The following is a 15148-nucleotide window of genomic DNA, read 5'->3' on the forward strand; positions in this document are numbered from 1 at the left end:
CCAAAGGAACGTTCAAAAGTATGGTTATTATCCTATAAAAACATCAAAGATCAAACTTTTTTTGCCCTTTTTGGTTATTTTATAGACAAACAACCCCTAAAATGAACATTTGTTCACAAAAATCGGGTTACTTTTTAACCCGATTTCTATTCTAACAAAAAATATCTTTTGTTCAAATCGACTTTTTTTTGAGCTTCATATATCATCAAATTCACTTTCTTCTCTATTATATAGGTGAGTGATTTTATGTTGCCCCGTCTTTCTAATGTGCCACAACTTAATAACGTGGTAAGTGATTATCTTAGCGAACTCCAAAAGCAGCATTTTGAAGGTGATATTGCCTCAAATTATGCTGACCGTTTAAGTCTTGCGACAGATAACAGCGTCTATCAACAACTTCCTCAGGCTATTTTATTCCCTAAATCTGTTGCCGATGTAGTACGTATCACCAAATTAGCCAATAAAGAGAAATACCTTCATCTAACCTTTACACCTCGCGGTGGTGGCACGGGCACCAATGGGCAATCTATTAACAACAATATTATTGTGGATCTCTCTCGCCACATGACGAGCATTTTAGAGCTTAATATAGAAGAACGCTGGGTTCGCGTTCAGGCGGGCGTAGTAAAAGACCAACTCAACCAATTTTTAAAACCTCACGGTTTATTCTTTGCGCCAGAACTCTCCACCAGTAATCGTGCAACTTTAGGCGGCATGATTAATACCGATGCTTCCGGTCAAGGTTCATTACAATATGGGAAAACCTCTGATCACGTTTTAGCATTACGTTCTGTTTTAATGAATGGTGAAATATTAGATACAAGTGCGGTCAAATCTAACGATGTTTTAGGAAACTACCCGCTTGCAGAAAATGGTAAAGCGTTACATCAAACGATTTTCCAACGTTGTAAAGAGAAGCGCACCTCAATCATTCAAGACTTACCACAACTCAATCGCTTTCTCACCGGTTACGATCTTAAGAATGTCTTTAATAAAGATGAAAGTGAATTTAACCTCACTAGAATTCTGACTGGATCAGAGGGTTCACTTGCCTTTGTCTGCGAAGCCAAACTTAATTTATTACCGATTCCGAAATATCGTACCTTAATTAATGTGAAGTACAGCTCATTTGATGCAGCCCTTCGCAATGCGCCTTTTATGGTGAAAGCCAATGCCCTTTCCGTTGAAACCGTCGATTCCAAAGTGCTGAACCTTGCTAAGCAAGATATTATTTGGCATTCGGTAAAAGAACTTTTAACAGAAGAAGAACAAAATCCAATTCTTGGCTTAAACATTGTGGAATATGCGGGTAACAATCAAGCTAAAATTGACAGCCAAGTGAGCACACTTTGTCAGCAATTAGATGAAAAAATTGCACAAGGCCAAGATCACATTATCGGCTATCAACTTTGTTCTGACTTGCCTTCTATTGAACGTATTTACGCCATGCGTAAAAAAGCGGTGGGGCTATTGGGGAATGCGAAAGGTGCAGCCAAACCGATTCCTTTTGTGGAAGATACCTGTGTGCCACCAGAACATCTTGCGGATTACATTGCAGAATTTAGAGCCTTATTAGATAGCCACAATCTGCAATATGGGATGTTTGGCCATGTTGATGCTGGCGTATTACACGTTCGCCCCGCTTTAGACCTATGCGATAAAGAACAAGTCAAACTCTTTAAACAAATTTCAGATGAAGTGGCTGAACTCACGGTGAAATATGGCGGTTTGTTATGGGGAGAACACGGCAAAGGCGTACGCTCTCATTATGGAGAGAAGTTTTTTACACCTGAACTTTGGCAGGAATTGCGTTATGTGAAATTCTTATTTGATCCAAATAATCGTCTCAATCCAGGTAAAATCTGTACACCACTTAATAGCGATGCGGAGCTCTATTCGATTCTCTCGCCGATGCGTGCGGACAATGATCGCCAAATCCCGATTCAAATGCGAGATGAATTCAAAGGCGCAATGAACTGTAACGGCAATGGACTTTGCTTTAACTTTGATGAGCACAGTATTATGTGCCCTTCCATGAAAGTGAGTAAAAATCGCGTATTCTCACCAAAAGGACGAGCCGCGATGGTGCGTGAATGGTTGAGATTAATGGCCAATGAAAACGTATCGCCTGATCAATTAGATTTTCATAAAACACAAGTGAAACTGACCGCACTTGTGGAGCGTTTCCGCAATAGCGTACAGAAATGGCGCGGTGAGTATGATTTCTCACATGAAGTGAAAGGCGCAATGGATACTTGTCTGGCTTGTAAAGCCTGTGCAAGCCAATGCCCGATTAAAATTGATGTACCAAGTTTCCGTGCAAAATTTTTCCATTTTTACCACAGCCGGTATTTGCGTCCAGCCAAAGATCATATTGTGGCGAATTTAGAAGTAGCAGCACCTTATATGGCGAAACAACCGGCATTATTCAATTATTTCACCAAGCTGAAAATCACACAAAGCCTGGTTGAAAAAACACTGGGTATGACTGACTTGCCTCTTCTTTCAGAACCAAACCTTCAACAACAATTGGTAGAAATTGGCTACCAAGGCAAAAAATTAGAAGAATTGGAAGGTCTCAGTGCCACAGAAAAAGCCAATATGCTCTTTATCGTACAAGATCCTTATACCTCTTATTACGATGCTAAAGTGGTTCGGGATTTCGTGGTGCTCACACAAAAACTAGGTTTTGAGCCAATCCTTCTGCCTTTTAAACCGAATGGCAAAGCCATGCATATTAAAGGTTTTTTAGCTCGCTTTAGTAAAACCGCGAAAACACAAGCGGAGTTTTTAAATCGCGTCGCCAAATTAAATGTGCCTTTAGTCGGCGTAGATCCGGCTATTGTGCTTTCTTATCGAGATGAATATAAAGAGGTCTTAGGGGATTCTCGCGGTGACTTCCATGTACTCACAGCGCACGAATGGCTGACCAATCAATTAAAAAGTAACGCATTACAAAGTGCGGTGACAAATATTGCCAAATCTGACCGCACTTCTGAGTGGCATTTATTCCCTCATTGTACTGAATCCACCTTTATGCCAAACAGCCCAAAAGAATGGCAGCATATTTTCGCGCAATTTGGACAAACCTTAAAGGTCGAAAAAGTCGGTTGCTGTGGTATGGCGGGTGTATTTGGTCATGAAGTTAAAAATCAAACCATGTCGAAAGATATTTACGACATATCATGGGGCAAAAAAATGCAAGGTAAAGATCCGAATTATTGCCTTGCGACCGGCTATTCCTGCCGTAGCCAAGTGAAACGATACGAAAAAGCTATCTTGAAACACCCTGTTCAAGCATTGCTTGAAGTATTGAATCACTAAAATAGATTTTCTACTTACCACAATATTTAAGAAAATAAAAAGCGGCCAGATTTTAAATCTAACCGCTTTTTTTTATTTAAAGACTACAACGCTTCAATCGCTTTATACTGCTCTTGGATTTTTTCTAATCCTGATTGGTATTCCGCTTGTTTTTCGCGTTCTTTCGCAATCACCGCTTCAGGTGCTTTAGCCACGAAAGCTTCGTTGCTGAGTTTATTCTCGATACGTTTAACTTCATTTTGATATTTTTCAATCTCTTTAGTTAAACGCGCAAGCTCTGCTTCTTTATTGATAAAGCCAGCCATTGGTACGAGCAATTCCGCATTGCCGACGAGTTTCGCTACCGCAAGCGGTGCAGTTTCATTTGCAGCTAATACTTGAACGTTATCTAATTTCGCCATGGCTTTTAAAAGAGCGGTCTGTTTTTCGAGAATTTTTGCGTTTTCTGCGCTTAAATTACGGAATAACAGATCTAAACCTTTGCTTGGTGCGATGTTGCTTTCTGCACGGATATTACGTACCGCAACGATCACTTCTTTTAACCACTCAATTTCAGCTTCCGCCTCTGGATCAAAGCCGTTTTCTTCCACTTGTGGGAAAGATTGCAACATAATGCTGTCTGCAGTAATGTCCACAAATCCTTTCACTTTTTGCCAAATTTCTTCGGTAATAAATGGAATGAGTGGATGTGCTAAACGTAATAATTTTTCTAATATATGAACCAAGGTTTGGCTTGCCGCACGGATTTGTGCTGCGTTGCCGTTTGCAAATACTGGTTTAGTCAATTCTAAATACCAGTCACAGAATTGGTTCCAAGTAAACTCATAAATCGCATTGGCACAAAGGTCGAAACGATATTGGCTTAATGAATTACGGAAAGTTTCCACGGTACGATTGAATTCTGATTGAATCCAACGATCCACTAATGAGAATTCGATCTCGCCTTCGCTTAAATCTAATTTTTCATTCGTTAAGACGAAACGGCTTGCATTCCATAATTTATTACAGAAGTTGCGGTAGCCTTCTAAACGTTTCATATCCCAGTTGATATCACGACCGTTTGAAGCCAATGCGGCTAATGTGAAACGCAATGCGTCTGTGCCGTGAGCAGCAATGCCGTCCGCAAATTCTTTACGGGTTGCTTTAGCAATTTTCTCTGCCAATTGCGGCTGCATCATGTTGCCAGTGCGTTTTTCAAGTAAATCTTCAAGGCTGATACCGTCAATCATGTCGATTGGATCGAGCACGTTACCTTTTGATTTCGACATTTTTTGACCTTGCTCATCACGGATCAAGCCTGTTACGTACACGGTTTTGAATGGCACTTGCGGTTTGCCATTTTCATCTTTCACGAAGTGCATCGTAAACATAATCATACGCGCAACCCAGAAGAAGATGATGTCGAAGCCAGTGATTAACACATCCGTTGGGTGGAACATTTTGAGCTCTTTAGTTTGCTCTGGCCAACCTAAGGTAGAGAACGTCCATAAGCCTGATGAGAACCATGTATCTAACACGTCTTCATCTTGTTTGAGTTCAACCGCAGAATCTAAGTTGTATTTTGACCGCACTTCGGCTTCGTTGCGAGCCACATAAACGTTACCTTCCGCGTCATACCACGCTGGAATACGGTGTCCCCACCAAAGTTGGCGAGAGATACACCAATCTTGAATATCACGCATCCAAGAGAAATAAAGGTTTTCGTATTGTTTTGGCACGAATTGGATTTCGCCGTCTTCCACTGCTTTAATCGCTACATCAGCAAGCGGTTTCACACTCACATACCATTGGTCGGTTAGCATCGGCTCAATCGGCACGCCACCACGGTCGCCATAAGGCACTTTCAAATCGTGCGGTTTGATTTCGTCTAATAAACCAAGTGCTTCAAAATCTGCCACGATTTTCTTACGCGCAGCAAAACGCTCTAAACCACGAAAATCTGCAGGAATTGCCGCTTCATAGCCAGAAAGTGGTTTGCCATCTGTGCCGATAATTTCCGCTTCATCACGAATATCTGCGTTTAAGGTTAACACGTTAACCATCGGCAAACTGTGACGTTTACCCACTTCATAGTCGTTAAAGTCGTGCGCAGGGGTAATTTTTACCACACCGGTACCGAATTCACGGTCTACATATTCATCGGCAATAATCGGAATTTCACGGTTTGCCAATGGCAGAACCACTGTTTTACCGATTAAAGATTGGTAACGCTCATCTTCTGGATGCACCGCCACCGCCGTATCGCCTAACATGGTTTCTGGACGTGTAGTTGCCACCACTAAATAATCTTTACCATCTGCTGTTTTTGCACCGTTGGCTAACGGATAACGGAAATGCCAAAGGGAACCTTTGCTCTCTTTGTTTTCCACTTCTAAATCAGAAATCGCGGTATGAAGTTTTGGATCCCAGTTTACCAAGCGTTTGCCACGGTAAATCAAACCTTCTTCGTGCAAGCGCACAAACACTTCTTTTACCGCGTTAGATAAACCATCGTCCATCGTGAAACGCTCACGTTCCCAGTCGATTGAGTTACCTAAACGACGCATTTGTTGGCTGATTGTGCCACCAGAATAGGCTTTCCAATCCCAAATTTTGTTAATAAACGCTTCACGACCATAATCGTGGCGGGTTTTGCCTTCTTCTGCGGCAATTTTACGTTCCACCACCATTTGGGTGGCAATACCTGCGTGGTCTGTGCCCGCTTGCCATAAGGTATTATGCCCTTCCATACGGTTAAAACGGATTAAGGTATCCATTAAGGTTTGTTGGAAAGCATGCCCCATGTGTAGGGAACCTGTTACGTTCGGTGGCGGAATCGCAATGCAATAGCTCGGCGCATTTTCATTTTCAGATGGTTTAAAATAACCGCTCTCTTCCCAATGTTGATAAAGGGCTTGCTCTACCGCAGACGGATTAAAACGGTCTGCCATTTCGAATTTTTGTGTCATTAATTTTTTCTCTTTGGTATGGTGCAATTTATTGTACCGTTATAAAAACTAATTATTGTAAGGACTTATAAAAATCGTTTATTTGTTTATCTATATCTAAATTATATTGGTTGCAAGAATCTATTTTTTCTTGCTCAGATATACTTGAAGGATGAACCCATGCACTACATTTTTTCTTTTGACTTTCCAATTCTTTTATTCTAGTTAGGATAGAACTATTTTTTGAAGGTGCATTTTTGAACAGTTTAGTCTTTTCATTCCTTAATCTTTCATAATCACTTTCTAGTAAGTTATATTTCTTATTAATTTCATCTAGGACTATTTTATTATTTTCTATGGCACTTTTAAGAATTTGATTCTCGCTATTTAATTTATTGATGATACTTTCTTTCTCTATTTCCATCAGAGAAAAATGCTCAATTCTATTCTTTAAGGTCTCATTATTTATAGAGTTTATATATTGCATAAGAAAAAACATTCCTGTACTAACTGTCATAGCTGTCGCGACTACAGAACCTAAAAGCCATTTAATAGGATTATGACTAATGTTATCCTCAAAACTCATTAATAATCCCCTTGTTTATTTTAAATCTAATAACATAAAACCGTTCTTCACTCGGATAAATCTCCCGAATCACCTCTTTCAACTCCGACAAGCTCATATTTTCCTGAGCTGCGTGCTGTTCTGTTAGATTATCAAGCATAATTGGCAACACACTTAACACTTCAATGGTGCAGAAGTATTGATTATCTTCAAATCGACCAACACGTAAGATATCACCTGCTTTAAAATGGCTTTCGGATTGATCTCGAATCGTGATGGTTTTACGCCCTGCGAGAATATCGGCTTCGAAGCGTTGATAAAAGGTAATATCGTTCATAAAGTGCGGTCACAAAAAATCTATTTTTTTATTTTGAGGGCGAATTGAGCACGCCCTCATATTGGTCAGGATAGGATTATTCCTTAATCCCTCTTAATTTATCTTTAATACGTTGAATTTCTAAGAATAAACGGCGTTCTTCTTGACGGCAAAAACTATCACCGCTTAAGCTTTTCGCATTGGCAGAACAACGAACTTCTTCGTATTGTTTTTCTAACACATTTAATACGGCTCTTTGCTGTTTACGCTCTGCACTTTCTTTTGGTGCTTTTTTAGTCACTACCACGCGTGGTTTCTGAGAGTGAGTTGCTTGTTGAGCGACAACAGTCTCTTTTTTATCCGATGCTTTCTCTGCTACATCAACCTCTTTTACTTCTTTTTTTACTTCAAATTTGACTACATCGGATTTTACTTCTGCAGTTTTAACGTCAGCTTTAACTTCCGTGCTTTCTGTTTTTTCAGCGACTTTTTCGGCTGATTTAGTTTCAGCCACTAATTCTTTTGATTTTTCAACCGCACTTTCTGCTTTTTCTGTTGGTGCAGGTATTCTTACTGCTTTCTCAACTTGGGTTGATGTATTTTCTTTATTGTCACAAGCAGATAATAAGGTGCTTGCGCCAAGAATAAGGCTTAAAGCCACTTTAGCGTTTAAATTCATGTTAATTTCCTAGGTTTTAAAGTTAAAAATATTAAGTGTTTTCAGTAGAAAGCGTCCAACCTTGCGAGCGAAGAATTTTATAACGTTCACGCGCTTGGGCTTTTTGCGTTTCTTCTACTGGTACAAAATCAATTAATTGCGTAAAGCTGTGGCTAAAATCCGGCACTTCCATTTGTAAATTGATCAGCAAATCTCTACGTTGGGCATTGCGTTTGCCTTTCCAACTAATCTCAATTGGCGGCGCATATTGTGTTGCTTCGCCTGAAAGATTATGAGGAACAAACTCATTTGGATCCCGTTGCCATAATGCTTCATCAATTAAAAATGCTTGCTCTTCTGTTTCGCACGCGATTAAAACTCGCTTGCCTAAACGCCACGCTTGAGCGGCAAGATCACAGGCAAGTTGCTCAACTGTTATCTTCTTTTCTGGATTTAAGAGATAAAATTGTGCGTTTTTTGCCATGATTGCGACTTCTCCATTTATCGTTTTGTAAACTGGCGGATTCTATCAAAAAAGCAGCAAAAAATAAATCATCTACAAGGTGATTAAGGTAAATAGAAAAAACACGGAAATTTTTTACCGCACTTTTATGATCTACATCACAAAAGTAACTTTTAACCTTTATGTTACATTCCATTCATAACTCGTAGGTGTTAGAATTTTCAAGATTTATTTTTATTTTCGATGATAGGAGTATCACATGGCATTTCGTATTGAAAAAGACACTATGGGCGAAGTTCAAGTTCCTGCAGATAAATACTGGGCAGCACAAACCGAACGTTCTCGCAACAACTTCAAAATTGGTCCGGCAGCTTCTATGCCGCACGAAATTATTGAAGCGTTCGGTTATTTGAAAAAAGCCGCTGCTTTCGCAAACTGTGATTTAGGTGTATTACCTGCAGAAAAACGTGATTTGATCGCAACCGCCTGTGATGAAATCCTTGCAGGAAAATTAGACGACCAATTCCCGTTAGTCATTTGGCAAACCGGTTCAGGTACACAATCAAACATGAACGTGAACGAAGTGGTGGCAAACCGTGCTCACGTTTTACATGGTGGTAAATTAGGCGAAAAATCCTTCGTTCACCCAAATGATGATGTAAACAAATCACAATCTTCAAACGATACCTTCCCAACTGCAATGCACATTGCGGCATACAAAAAAGTCGTTGAACACACTATTCCTTGTGTAGAACGTTTACAAAAAACTTTTGCACAAAAATCAGCTGCATTTAAAGATGTAGTAAAAATTGGTCGTACTCACTTAATGGATGCCACCCCATTAACATTAGGCCAAGAGTTCTCTGCATACGCAGCACAATTAGATTTCGGTTTACGTGCACTAAGAAATACCCTTCCACACTTAAGCCAATTAGCACTTGGTGGTACTGCAGTGGGTACAGGTTTGAACACACCAAAAGGCTATGATGTGAAAGTGGCGGATTACATCGCACAATTCACCGGCTTACCATTTGTGACTGCGGAAAACAAATTTGAAGCGTTAGCTGCACACGATGCAATCGTTGAAACTCACGGTGCAATTAGACAATTAGCGATGAGCTTATTCAAAATTGCAAACGACATTCGTTTATTAGCCTCTGGCCCTCGCTCTGGTATTGGTGAAATCTTAATTCCTGAAAATGAACCAGGTTCTTCAATCATGCCGGGTAAAGTGAACCCAACTCAATGTGAAGCGTTAACCATGGTGTGTGCACAAGTATTCGGTAACGATACCACTATCGCATTTGTTGGCTCACAAGGTCACTTCCAATTAAACGTATTTAACCCTGTAATGGTGGCGAATTTCTTACAATCGGCACAATTATTAGGTGATGCTTGCGTATCATTTGATGAACACTGCGCAACCGGTATTCAACCGAACTACCCACGCATTAAACAACAATTGGAAAATTCATTGATGTTAGTAACCGCACTTAATACACACATCGGTTACGAAAATGCCGCGAAAATTGCGAAAACTGCACACAAAAATGGAACAACCCTACGTGAAGAAGCGATTAACTTAGGCTTAGTTTCAGCCGAAGATTTCGATAAATGGGTTCGTCCAGAAGATATGGTGGGTAGCTTAAAATAAACTCACCCCATAATTTGATGTCAAAGGCAGGTCTATCCTGCCTTTTTATTTGTTTTTTTAAAGGGCTTTTTTGTTATAATCACGGCAATATTTTTGACATGAAAAAAACTATGAAACTAAAATTTATTATTGCTGCCATTTCAGCCTTATTTTCCACCGCACTTTTTGCCCAATGGCAACCGGTTGGCAATGCTGAATACACATGGGGGCCATTCCATGTTTATACTGTCGGCTTATATTCTGAAACGGGTTCCTATGAAAACAATGAACGTCCGTTAATGTTTTCGATTAAATATGAAAAACCAGTAGAAGGAAAAAACTTCGCCATTGCTTTAACCAAAGAAATGGAATCACAAAATTTAAGTAAAGATGACACCACGGCATGGCTCAAAAAAATGCAGGAAATCTTCCCTGATTTTTCACCAAATGACATCTTAAATTTTGTTGCCTTAGCGGATAAAGGCTATTTTGTGTTGAATGATACCGTGTTAGATCATGAATTCGATCAAAAATTTACACAAGCGTTTATTGATGTGTGGCTTTCAGATAAAAGTAGTTTTATCAAATTACAACCGCAATTATTAGGTAAAGAAAAACCGGCTCACGATAGCAAAGAATTTCAACATCAACCGGCTAGCGAGCCTTTTGATGAAGAAAATACGATGCCGGAATTACCACCAAATTACGATTTTAAACAAGACGCAAAAGGATAAACAACAAGGGGGAACATGATATAGTTCGCCCTTTTCTTTTATTGTTTCACTTGCTGTTCTAAAAACAAGATCATCTGCAAGGCAATATCAATGCCACTGGTTTTCTCAATCATTTCTAACCCCGGGCTAGCATTCACTTCAAGCACCAATAACCCTTCTTTTGAACGAATCAAATCAACACCGGCTACCGCAAGCCCTAAGGCTTTAGTTGCACGAATGGCGATGGATTTTTCCTCTTCAGTGAGTTTAACTTTTTCTGCAGTGCCACCACGATGAAAATTTGCACGAAACTCGCCGTCTTGCCCCATACGTTGCATTGTCGCTACGACTTTATCACCGATCACAAAACAGCGAATATCTGTTCCTTTTGCCTCTTCTACAAAATCTTGTAACAAAACAGGCACATTCGCATCTTTTAACGTTTCTAAAATACTAACCGCACTTTGTGGACATTCGGCTAAGATCACACCAATACCTTGTGATCCTTTTAAGGTTTTAATAATCATTGGGGAGGTTGTCTGCTTAATGGCTTGTTTCGGCGCAACTTCACAACCCGATAAGACTGAATTTGGAACTGCAATGCCTTGTTCCAATAACATCTGCAAACTACGCCATTTATCGCGTGCGACTAAAAACGCCAGTTCTTTATTGAGGCAATAGACACCCTTTCCTTGGAAATGACGTAATACTGCACACCCCATTTGGGTGCTTGTCGTCCCAAAGCGTGGTAACACCGCATCATAATCAGGCAATAAATAAGGCGTACTTTCTGCATTTTGTTGATAATACAAAGAAAAGTGCGGTTGATTTTTGTCGAGTTTTAAAATGCAACGATTAGGATCCAAAATATCCATTTGATGCCCGCAACTTTCCGCTGCTTCTTTTAAACGCTGGCAGCTATAAAGGCGAGGCTCACGGCAAAGCATCAATAATTTCATTCAGTTATATCCTTAGGAAAAGAGGAGTTGATATATTACACCAATCACAATAATCCTGAAAAATGATTTCTGCTTTTGTGGAAATAGAGTAAAATCGCTAGGAATTTTGTTTAAATAAAAGGAAAATTTTATGTTCGTAGTTATTTTTGGTCGTCCAGGCTGCCCTTATTGTGTACGTGCAAAAAACCTTGCTGAAAAATTAAAAGGTGAAGTAGCGAATTTCGATTATCGCTATGTAGATATTATCGCTGAAGGCATTTCTAAAGCAGATTTATCAAAATCTGTCGGTAAAGAAGTGGAAACTGTGCCACAAATCTTTATTGATGAAAAACCAATCGGCGGTTGCACTGATTTCGAAGCATTAATGAAAGAACAATTTAACGTTGTGGCTTAATTATTGCTAAAAACATAAAAGTGCGGTTAATTTCAACCGCACTTTTTTATTATTTAATTTGCAACGAGATTGCCCAATCCCACTCCGTTTCATTCAAACGATATTGCGCTTTTAACGCGGGCCCACAAGAATTGGAGCCTACCCCACTCATTTTGTAATCCACACACAAGATCGTACTGTCACTTTTCTCCAAATCATATTGGTGCTTTTTACTGCCCAATTCTTCTTGAGAATAAGGGGAAACATTCATACTAAAAGGCGTATGACTTTGCACGGTAAAGCAATCAGACGAATTCGCCACTTTCACTTCACGACAACCATAGTGACTGCCATTTTCTTGTGGTTTTAAATAAGGCACATGATTACTTTCTGGCGTTGTCTTATAACGACCAAAAGCCGTGGCGTGATGTTTATCCAGATAACTTTCTGTTGGGCCATAGCCTACATACTCTACTTGATTAAATCCTTGATTAAGGAAGAAACGCAAACCAAAGCGTGGTAAGAATGGCAAATGCGGTTGTTTTTCAGCATGAATATTGAGGTGAAGCAACCCATTTTGTTCAATTCGATACACCACATTCAATGTCAAAATTCGCGCTTTTGATACAGCGGCTAGCCCCAATTTAAAGGTGATTTCAACCGCACTTTCCTGCTCGGTTAAGCGGTAATCATAGACTCGACTCGTCGCACGATCGTAACCTGCGGCAAGCCAATGTGCTTTCATTAAACTATCATTATCTAAAGGCGCTCGCCAAATATTGAAATCAGTAGGTTGATTCAACCACAGCTTACCATCTTTACGAATTTGGTGAATAGTGCCTTTATATTGATCAAACTGATATTCAACATCTGCCACTTTAACTGAAATTAAATTAGCATTCTCTGAAACAGAAATAGGTTGGAGATTTGATTTGAGCTCATTAGCGAATAAATGTGGTTGCTCCGACAAAATAATCTGATCAAATCCTAAACTGTGCCCTCGGGGAATCAAGCCCGTTTCTGTTTTTTGATGATAGGTCAAGGTCAAAATTTGTAACGCACCGTGAGTTGCTGGCAATGTTAAAGGCAAAAGGGCGGTTGATTTTGGCGCAATGTTTAAATCATCTATTTGGCCCTCTTGTACAACCCAAAAGTCCTCTGTTATTTGATAATGAATCGAAATGACCTCTGCCGCATCCATAAAATCCAAATGATTTTTGAGTTCAATATGACCATTTTTTAAGGTAGCACGAAGTGGACGATACACATTTTTGTATTCCAACAAATTGCTTTGAATTTGACGGTCTGCCGTGACTAATCCATCTGCACAAAAATTACCGTCATTCGGTGTGTCATTAAAATCCCCGCCATAGCCCATCTTGCTTGAGTTTGGCAAATAAGGCGAATGATTACACCACTCCCACACAAAGCCACCACAAGCGCCTGCATGTCGTTTCATGGCTTGGAAATAATCTTCTGTGTCACCGCAAGAATTCCCCATCGCATGCAAATATTCACAGAAAAGATACGGTTTTTGATTTTTGGCATCGGTAAAATAAGCATCCAATTCTTCCGTGCTGGTGTACATCTCGCTATGAAAATCTAAATTGGATGTGTCATTTTGATGTGCTGAATGTTGAAAGATCGCATTTTCATAATGCACTAAGCGACTTGAATCGCGCTGTTTCATCCATGCAGCTGCTTGCTCAAAGTTCTCACCGTAGCCACTTTCATTTCCCAATGACCAAATCACAACAGAAGGACGATTTTTATCTCGCTCAACATTGGCATAAGTGCGGTCTAAAATGGCTTGATTAAATTCAGGGCTTCGAGCCATATAGCAATAATTGTCGATTGTTTTTTGACGAATTGATTCATGATCAATCTCTGTTTTTACCCCTAACAAAATACTTGTTTCTGGCGACTCTACATAGACCGCATTCGTGCCGTGCGATTCAATATCACTTTCTGCAATCACGTAAAAACCATATTCATCACACAGTTCAGTAAACCAAGGTGCATTAGGATAATGCGCGGTACGAATGGCATTAAAATTATGCTGTTTCATTAAGCGTAAATCTTGCAACGCTTGTTCTCGACTAATGACATAACCCGTTTTCGGATCACTATCGTGACGATTAACGCCTTTAAACTTAATCGCTTGCCCATTAAATAACATGACACCATTCTTTACTTCGATATGACGCAAGCCGACCTTTTGGCAAATCACTTCTGAGCCATATTGCAAAATCAACGTGTATAAACGAGGGTTCTCTGCATGCCATAATTGTGCATTTTCAATTTCAGTATGAAATGCGTGTCCTTTTTGTTCTGTTATCAATTTGCCTTGAGGATCCAATAATTGCCAAGAAATGGGTTGTTCACGTTCTATAAACTGGCAGGCTACATGTAATCGAGCCTTGATAAACTCTTGATTCAATTGCGTTTGAATGAAGAAATCTTGTAAGTAATTTTTTTCTCGTTCTAACAGATAAACATCTCGGAAAATACCAGACATTCGGAATTTGTCTTGGTCTTCCAAATAACTACCATCACACCATTTCAGCACTAAAACATGTAAGTGATTTTCCCCTTGTTGTAAAAAGTCAGTAATATCAAATTCGCTAGTGCAATGGCTAATTTGGCTGTAGCCCACAAATTGTTTATTAACATAGACAAAGAAGCAGCTATCAACCCCTTCAAAATTTAAGAGATACCGTTTTTCTGAATTTATTTCGACATTAAAGACGCGATGATATAAACCACAAGGATTTTCAATGGGCACATAAGGTGGATCAAAAGGGAAAGGATAATTTACATTAGTATATTGATGATTATCGTAACCATGATTTTGCCAGTTGGACGGAATGGGGATTTTATCTGTAAACGAAAAATGAAGAAAATCTTGAGGCAAGTGAGTATAGCTTTCAAAATAAGAAAAATCCCATTCGCCATTCAATAAGGTAAAGTAAGGGGAAAATTCTCGTGTCTTTTTGACCGCACTTTCTGCTGAAGAAAAAGGAATAAAATAAGCATGATGTGGTGTGGTATTCACGTGCAAGGTTTGCGGATCTTCAAAATAGCGAGGCAACGACATAAAAACCTCCCAATGCAATTTAGACATATAAAAAAGGGCGCCTGAATGACGCCCACTATACCTAAAATCTTCGACTAATCTAGCGATAAGTTCGCAAATCGTGATACTTATCACATTAAT

11 protein-coding genes are annotated in these 15148 nt (G+C 39.6%); 4 read left to right on the top strand and 7 right to left on the bottom strand.

The annotated features are described in order from the left end of the window. The first annotated feature begins 246 nt into the window (after positions 1-246). Positions 247-3324, top strand: a complete 3078-nt coding sequence (ydiJ, locus tag DPV95_RS02080; RefSeq protein ID WP_111406579.1) for a D-2-hydroxyglutarate dehydrogenase YdiJ — start codon at positions 247-249, stop codon at positions 3322-3324. An 83-nt stretch (positions 3325-3407) separates the two neighbouring features. Here the strand turns inward: ydiJ and valS are convergent, their stop codons facing one another. The 5 genes from valS to DPV95_RS02105 form a co-directional block, all read right to left on the bottom strand. Next, positions 3408-6272: a valine--tRNA ligase gene (gene valS / locus DPV95_RS02085; RefSeq protein ID WP_111406580.1), complete on the bottom strand. Its 2865-nt coding sequence runs from the start codon at positions 6270-6272 to the stop codon at positions 3408-3410. A 52-nt stretch (positions 6273-6324) separates the two neighbouring features. Further along, a complete protein-coding gene (locus tag DPV95_RS02090) occupies positions 6325-6837 on the bottom strand; it encodes a hypothetical protein (protein ID WP_049366781.1) in 513 nt (170 codons plus the stop codon). After that, positions 6827-7153, bottom strand: a complete 327-nt coding sequence (gene yqfB / locus DPV95_RS02095) for a N(4)-acetylcytidine aminohydrolase (RefSeq protein WP_049366782.1) — start codon at positions 7151-7153, stop codon at positions 6827-6829. Before yqfB ends, DPV95_RS02090 begins: the two co-directional genes overlap by 11 nt. Before the next feature lie 76 nt (positions 7154-7229). Then, on the bottom strand, positions 7230-7811 hold the full coding sequence (locus DPV95_RS02100) for a hypothetical protein (RefSeq protein WP_049366783.1): 582 nt from the start codon (positions 7809-7811) through the stop codon (positions 7230-7232). Between the two features lie 31 nt (positions 7812-7842). Next, positions 7843-8274 carry a DNA polymerase III subunit chi gene (locus tag DPV95_RS02105; protein WP_049355404.1) on the bottom strand — a complete coding sequence of 144 codons (432 nt, stop codon included), beginning with the start codon at positions 8272-8274 and terminating at the stop codon, positions 7843-7845. A 238-nt stretch (positions 8275-8512) separates the two neighbouring features. Here DPV95_RS02105 and fumC point away from each other — a divergent pair, with 238 nt between their 5' ends. Beyond that, positions 8513-9907 (top strand): class II fumarate hydratase, encoded by a 1395-nt coding sequence (fumC, locus tag DPV95_RS02110; protein ID WP_049366784.1) that lies wholly within the window; start codon positions 8513-8515, stop codon positions 9905-9907. 110 nt (positions 9908-10017) lie between these two features. After that, entirely contained in the window at positions 10018-10620 is a 603-nt protein-coding gene (locus tag DPV95_RS02115; protein ID WP_049366792.1) for a chalcone isomerase family protein, read from the top strand. A 38-nt stretch (positions 10621-10658) separates the two neighbouring features. Here DPV95_RS02115 and DPV95_RS02120 read toward each other — a convergent pair whose 3' ends face one another. Further along, positions 10659-11558 (bottom strand): RimK family alpha-L-glutamate ligase, encoded by a 900-nt coding sequence (locus DPV95_RS02120; RefSeq protein ID WP_049366785.1) that lies wholly within the window; start codon positions 11556-11558, stop codon positions 10659-10661. A gap of 130 nt (positions 11559-11688) precedes the next feature. On the opposite strand from DPV95_RS02120, the gene DPV95_RS02125 reads away from it, so the two are divergent. Continuing rightward, on the top strand, positions 11689-11952 hold the full coding sequence (locus tag DPV95_RS02125) for a GrxA family glutaredoxin (protein WP_049366786.1): 264 nt from the start codon (positions 11689-11691) through the stop codon (positions 11950-11952). Between the two features lie 49 nt (positions 11953-12001). Here DPV95_RS02125 and DPV95_RS02130 read toward each other — a convergent pair whose 3' ends face one another. Continuing rightward, positions 12002-15028, bottom strand: a complete 3027-nt coding sequence (locus tag DPV95_RS02130) for a glycoside hydrolase family 2 TIM barrel-domain containing protein (protein WP_049366787.1) — start codon at positions 15026-15028, stop codon at positions 12002-12004. Positions 15029-15148: the final 120 nt, after the last annotated feature.

The organism is Haemophilus parainfluenzae (assembly GCF_003252755.1).
GTDB classification, from domain to species: domain Bacteria; phylum Pseudomonadota; class Gammaproteobacteria; order Enterobacterales; family Pasteurellaceae; genus Haemophilus_D; species Haemophilus_D parainfluenzae_N.

Excerpts from the sequence above, each read along its gene's own strand:
- DPV95_RS02125 (WP_049366786.1), top strand. The coding sequence starts at position 11,689 with ATGTTCGTAGTTATTTTTGGTCGTCCAGGCTGCCCTTATTGTGTACGT.
- valS (WP_111406580.1), bottom strand. The coding sequence starts at position 6,272 with ATGACACAAAAATTCGAAATGGCAGACCGTTTTAATCCGTCTGCGGTA.
- DPV95_RS02105 (WP_049355404.1), bottom strand. The coding sequence starts at position 8,274 with ATGGCAAAAAACGCACAATTTTATCTCTTAAATCCAGAAAAGAAGATA.
- yqfB (WP_049366782.1), bottom strand. The coding sequence starts at position 7,153 with ATGAACGATATTACCTTTTATCAACGCTTCGAAGCCGATATTCTCGCA.
- DPV95_RS02120 (WP_049366785.1), bottom strand. The coding sequence starts at position 11,558 with ATGAAATTATTGATGCTTTGCCGTGAGCCTCGCCTTTATAGCTGCCAG.
- DPV95_RS02130 (WP_049366787.1), bottom strand. The coding sequence starts at position 15,028 with ATGTCGTTGCCTCGCTATTTTGAAGATCCGCAAACCTTGCACGTGAAT.
- DPV95_RS02090 (WP_049366781.1), bottom strand. The coding sequence starts at position 6,837 with ATGAGTTTTGAGGATAACATTAGTCATAATCCTATTAAATGGCTTTTA.
- DPV95_RS02100 (WP_049366783.1), bottom strand. The coding sequence starts at position 7,811 with ATGAATTTAAACGCTAAAGTGGCTTTAAGCCTTATTCTTGGCGCAAGC.
- ydiJ (WP_111406579.1), top strand. The coding sequence starts at position 247 with ATGTTGCCCCGTCTTTCTAATGTGCCACAACTTAATAACGTGGTAAGT.
- DPV95_RS02115 (WP_049366792.1), top strand. The coding sequence starts at position 10,018 with ATGAAACTAAAATTTATTATTGCTGCCATTTCAGCCTTATTTTCCACC.
- fumC (WP_049366784.1), top strand. The coding sequence starts at position 8,513 with ATGGCATTTCGTATTGAAAAAGACACTATGGGCGAAGTTCAAGTTCCT.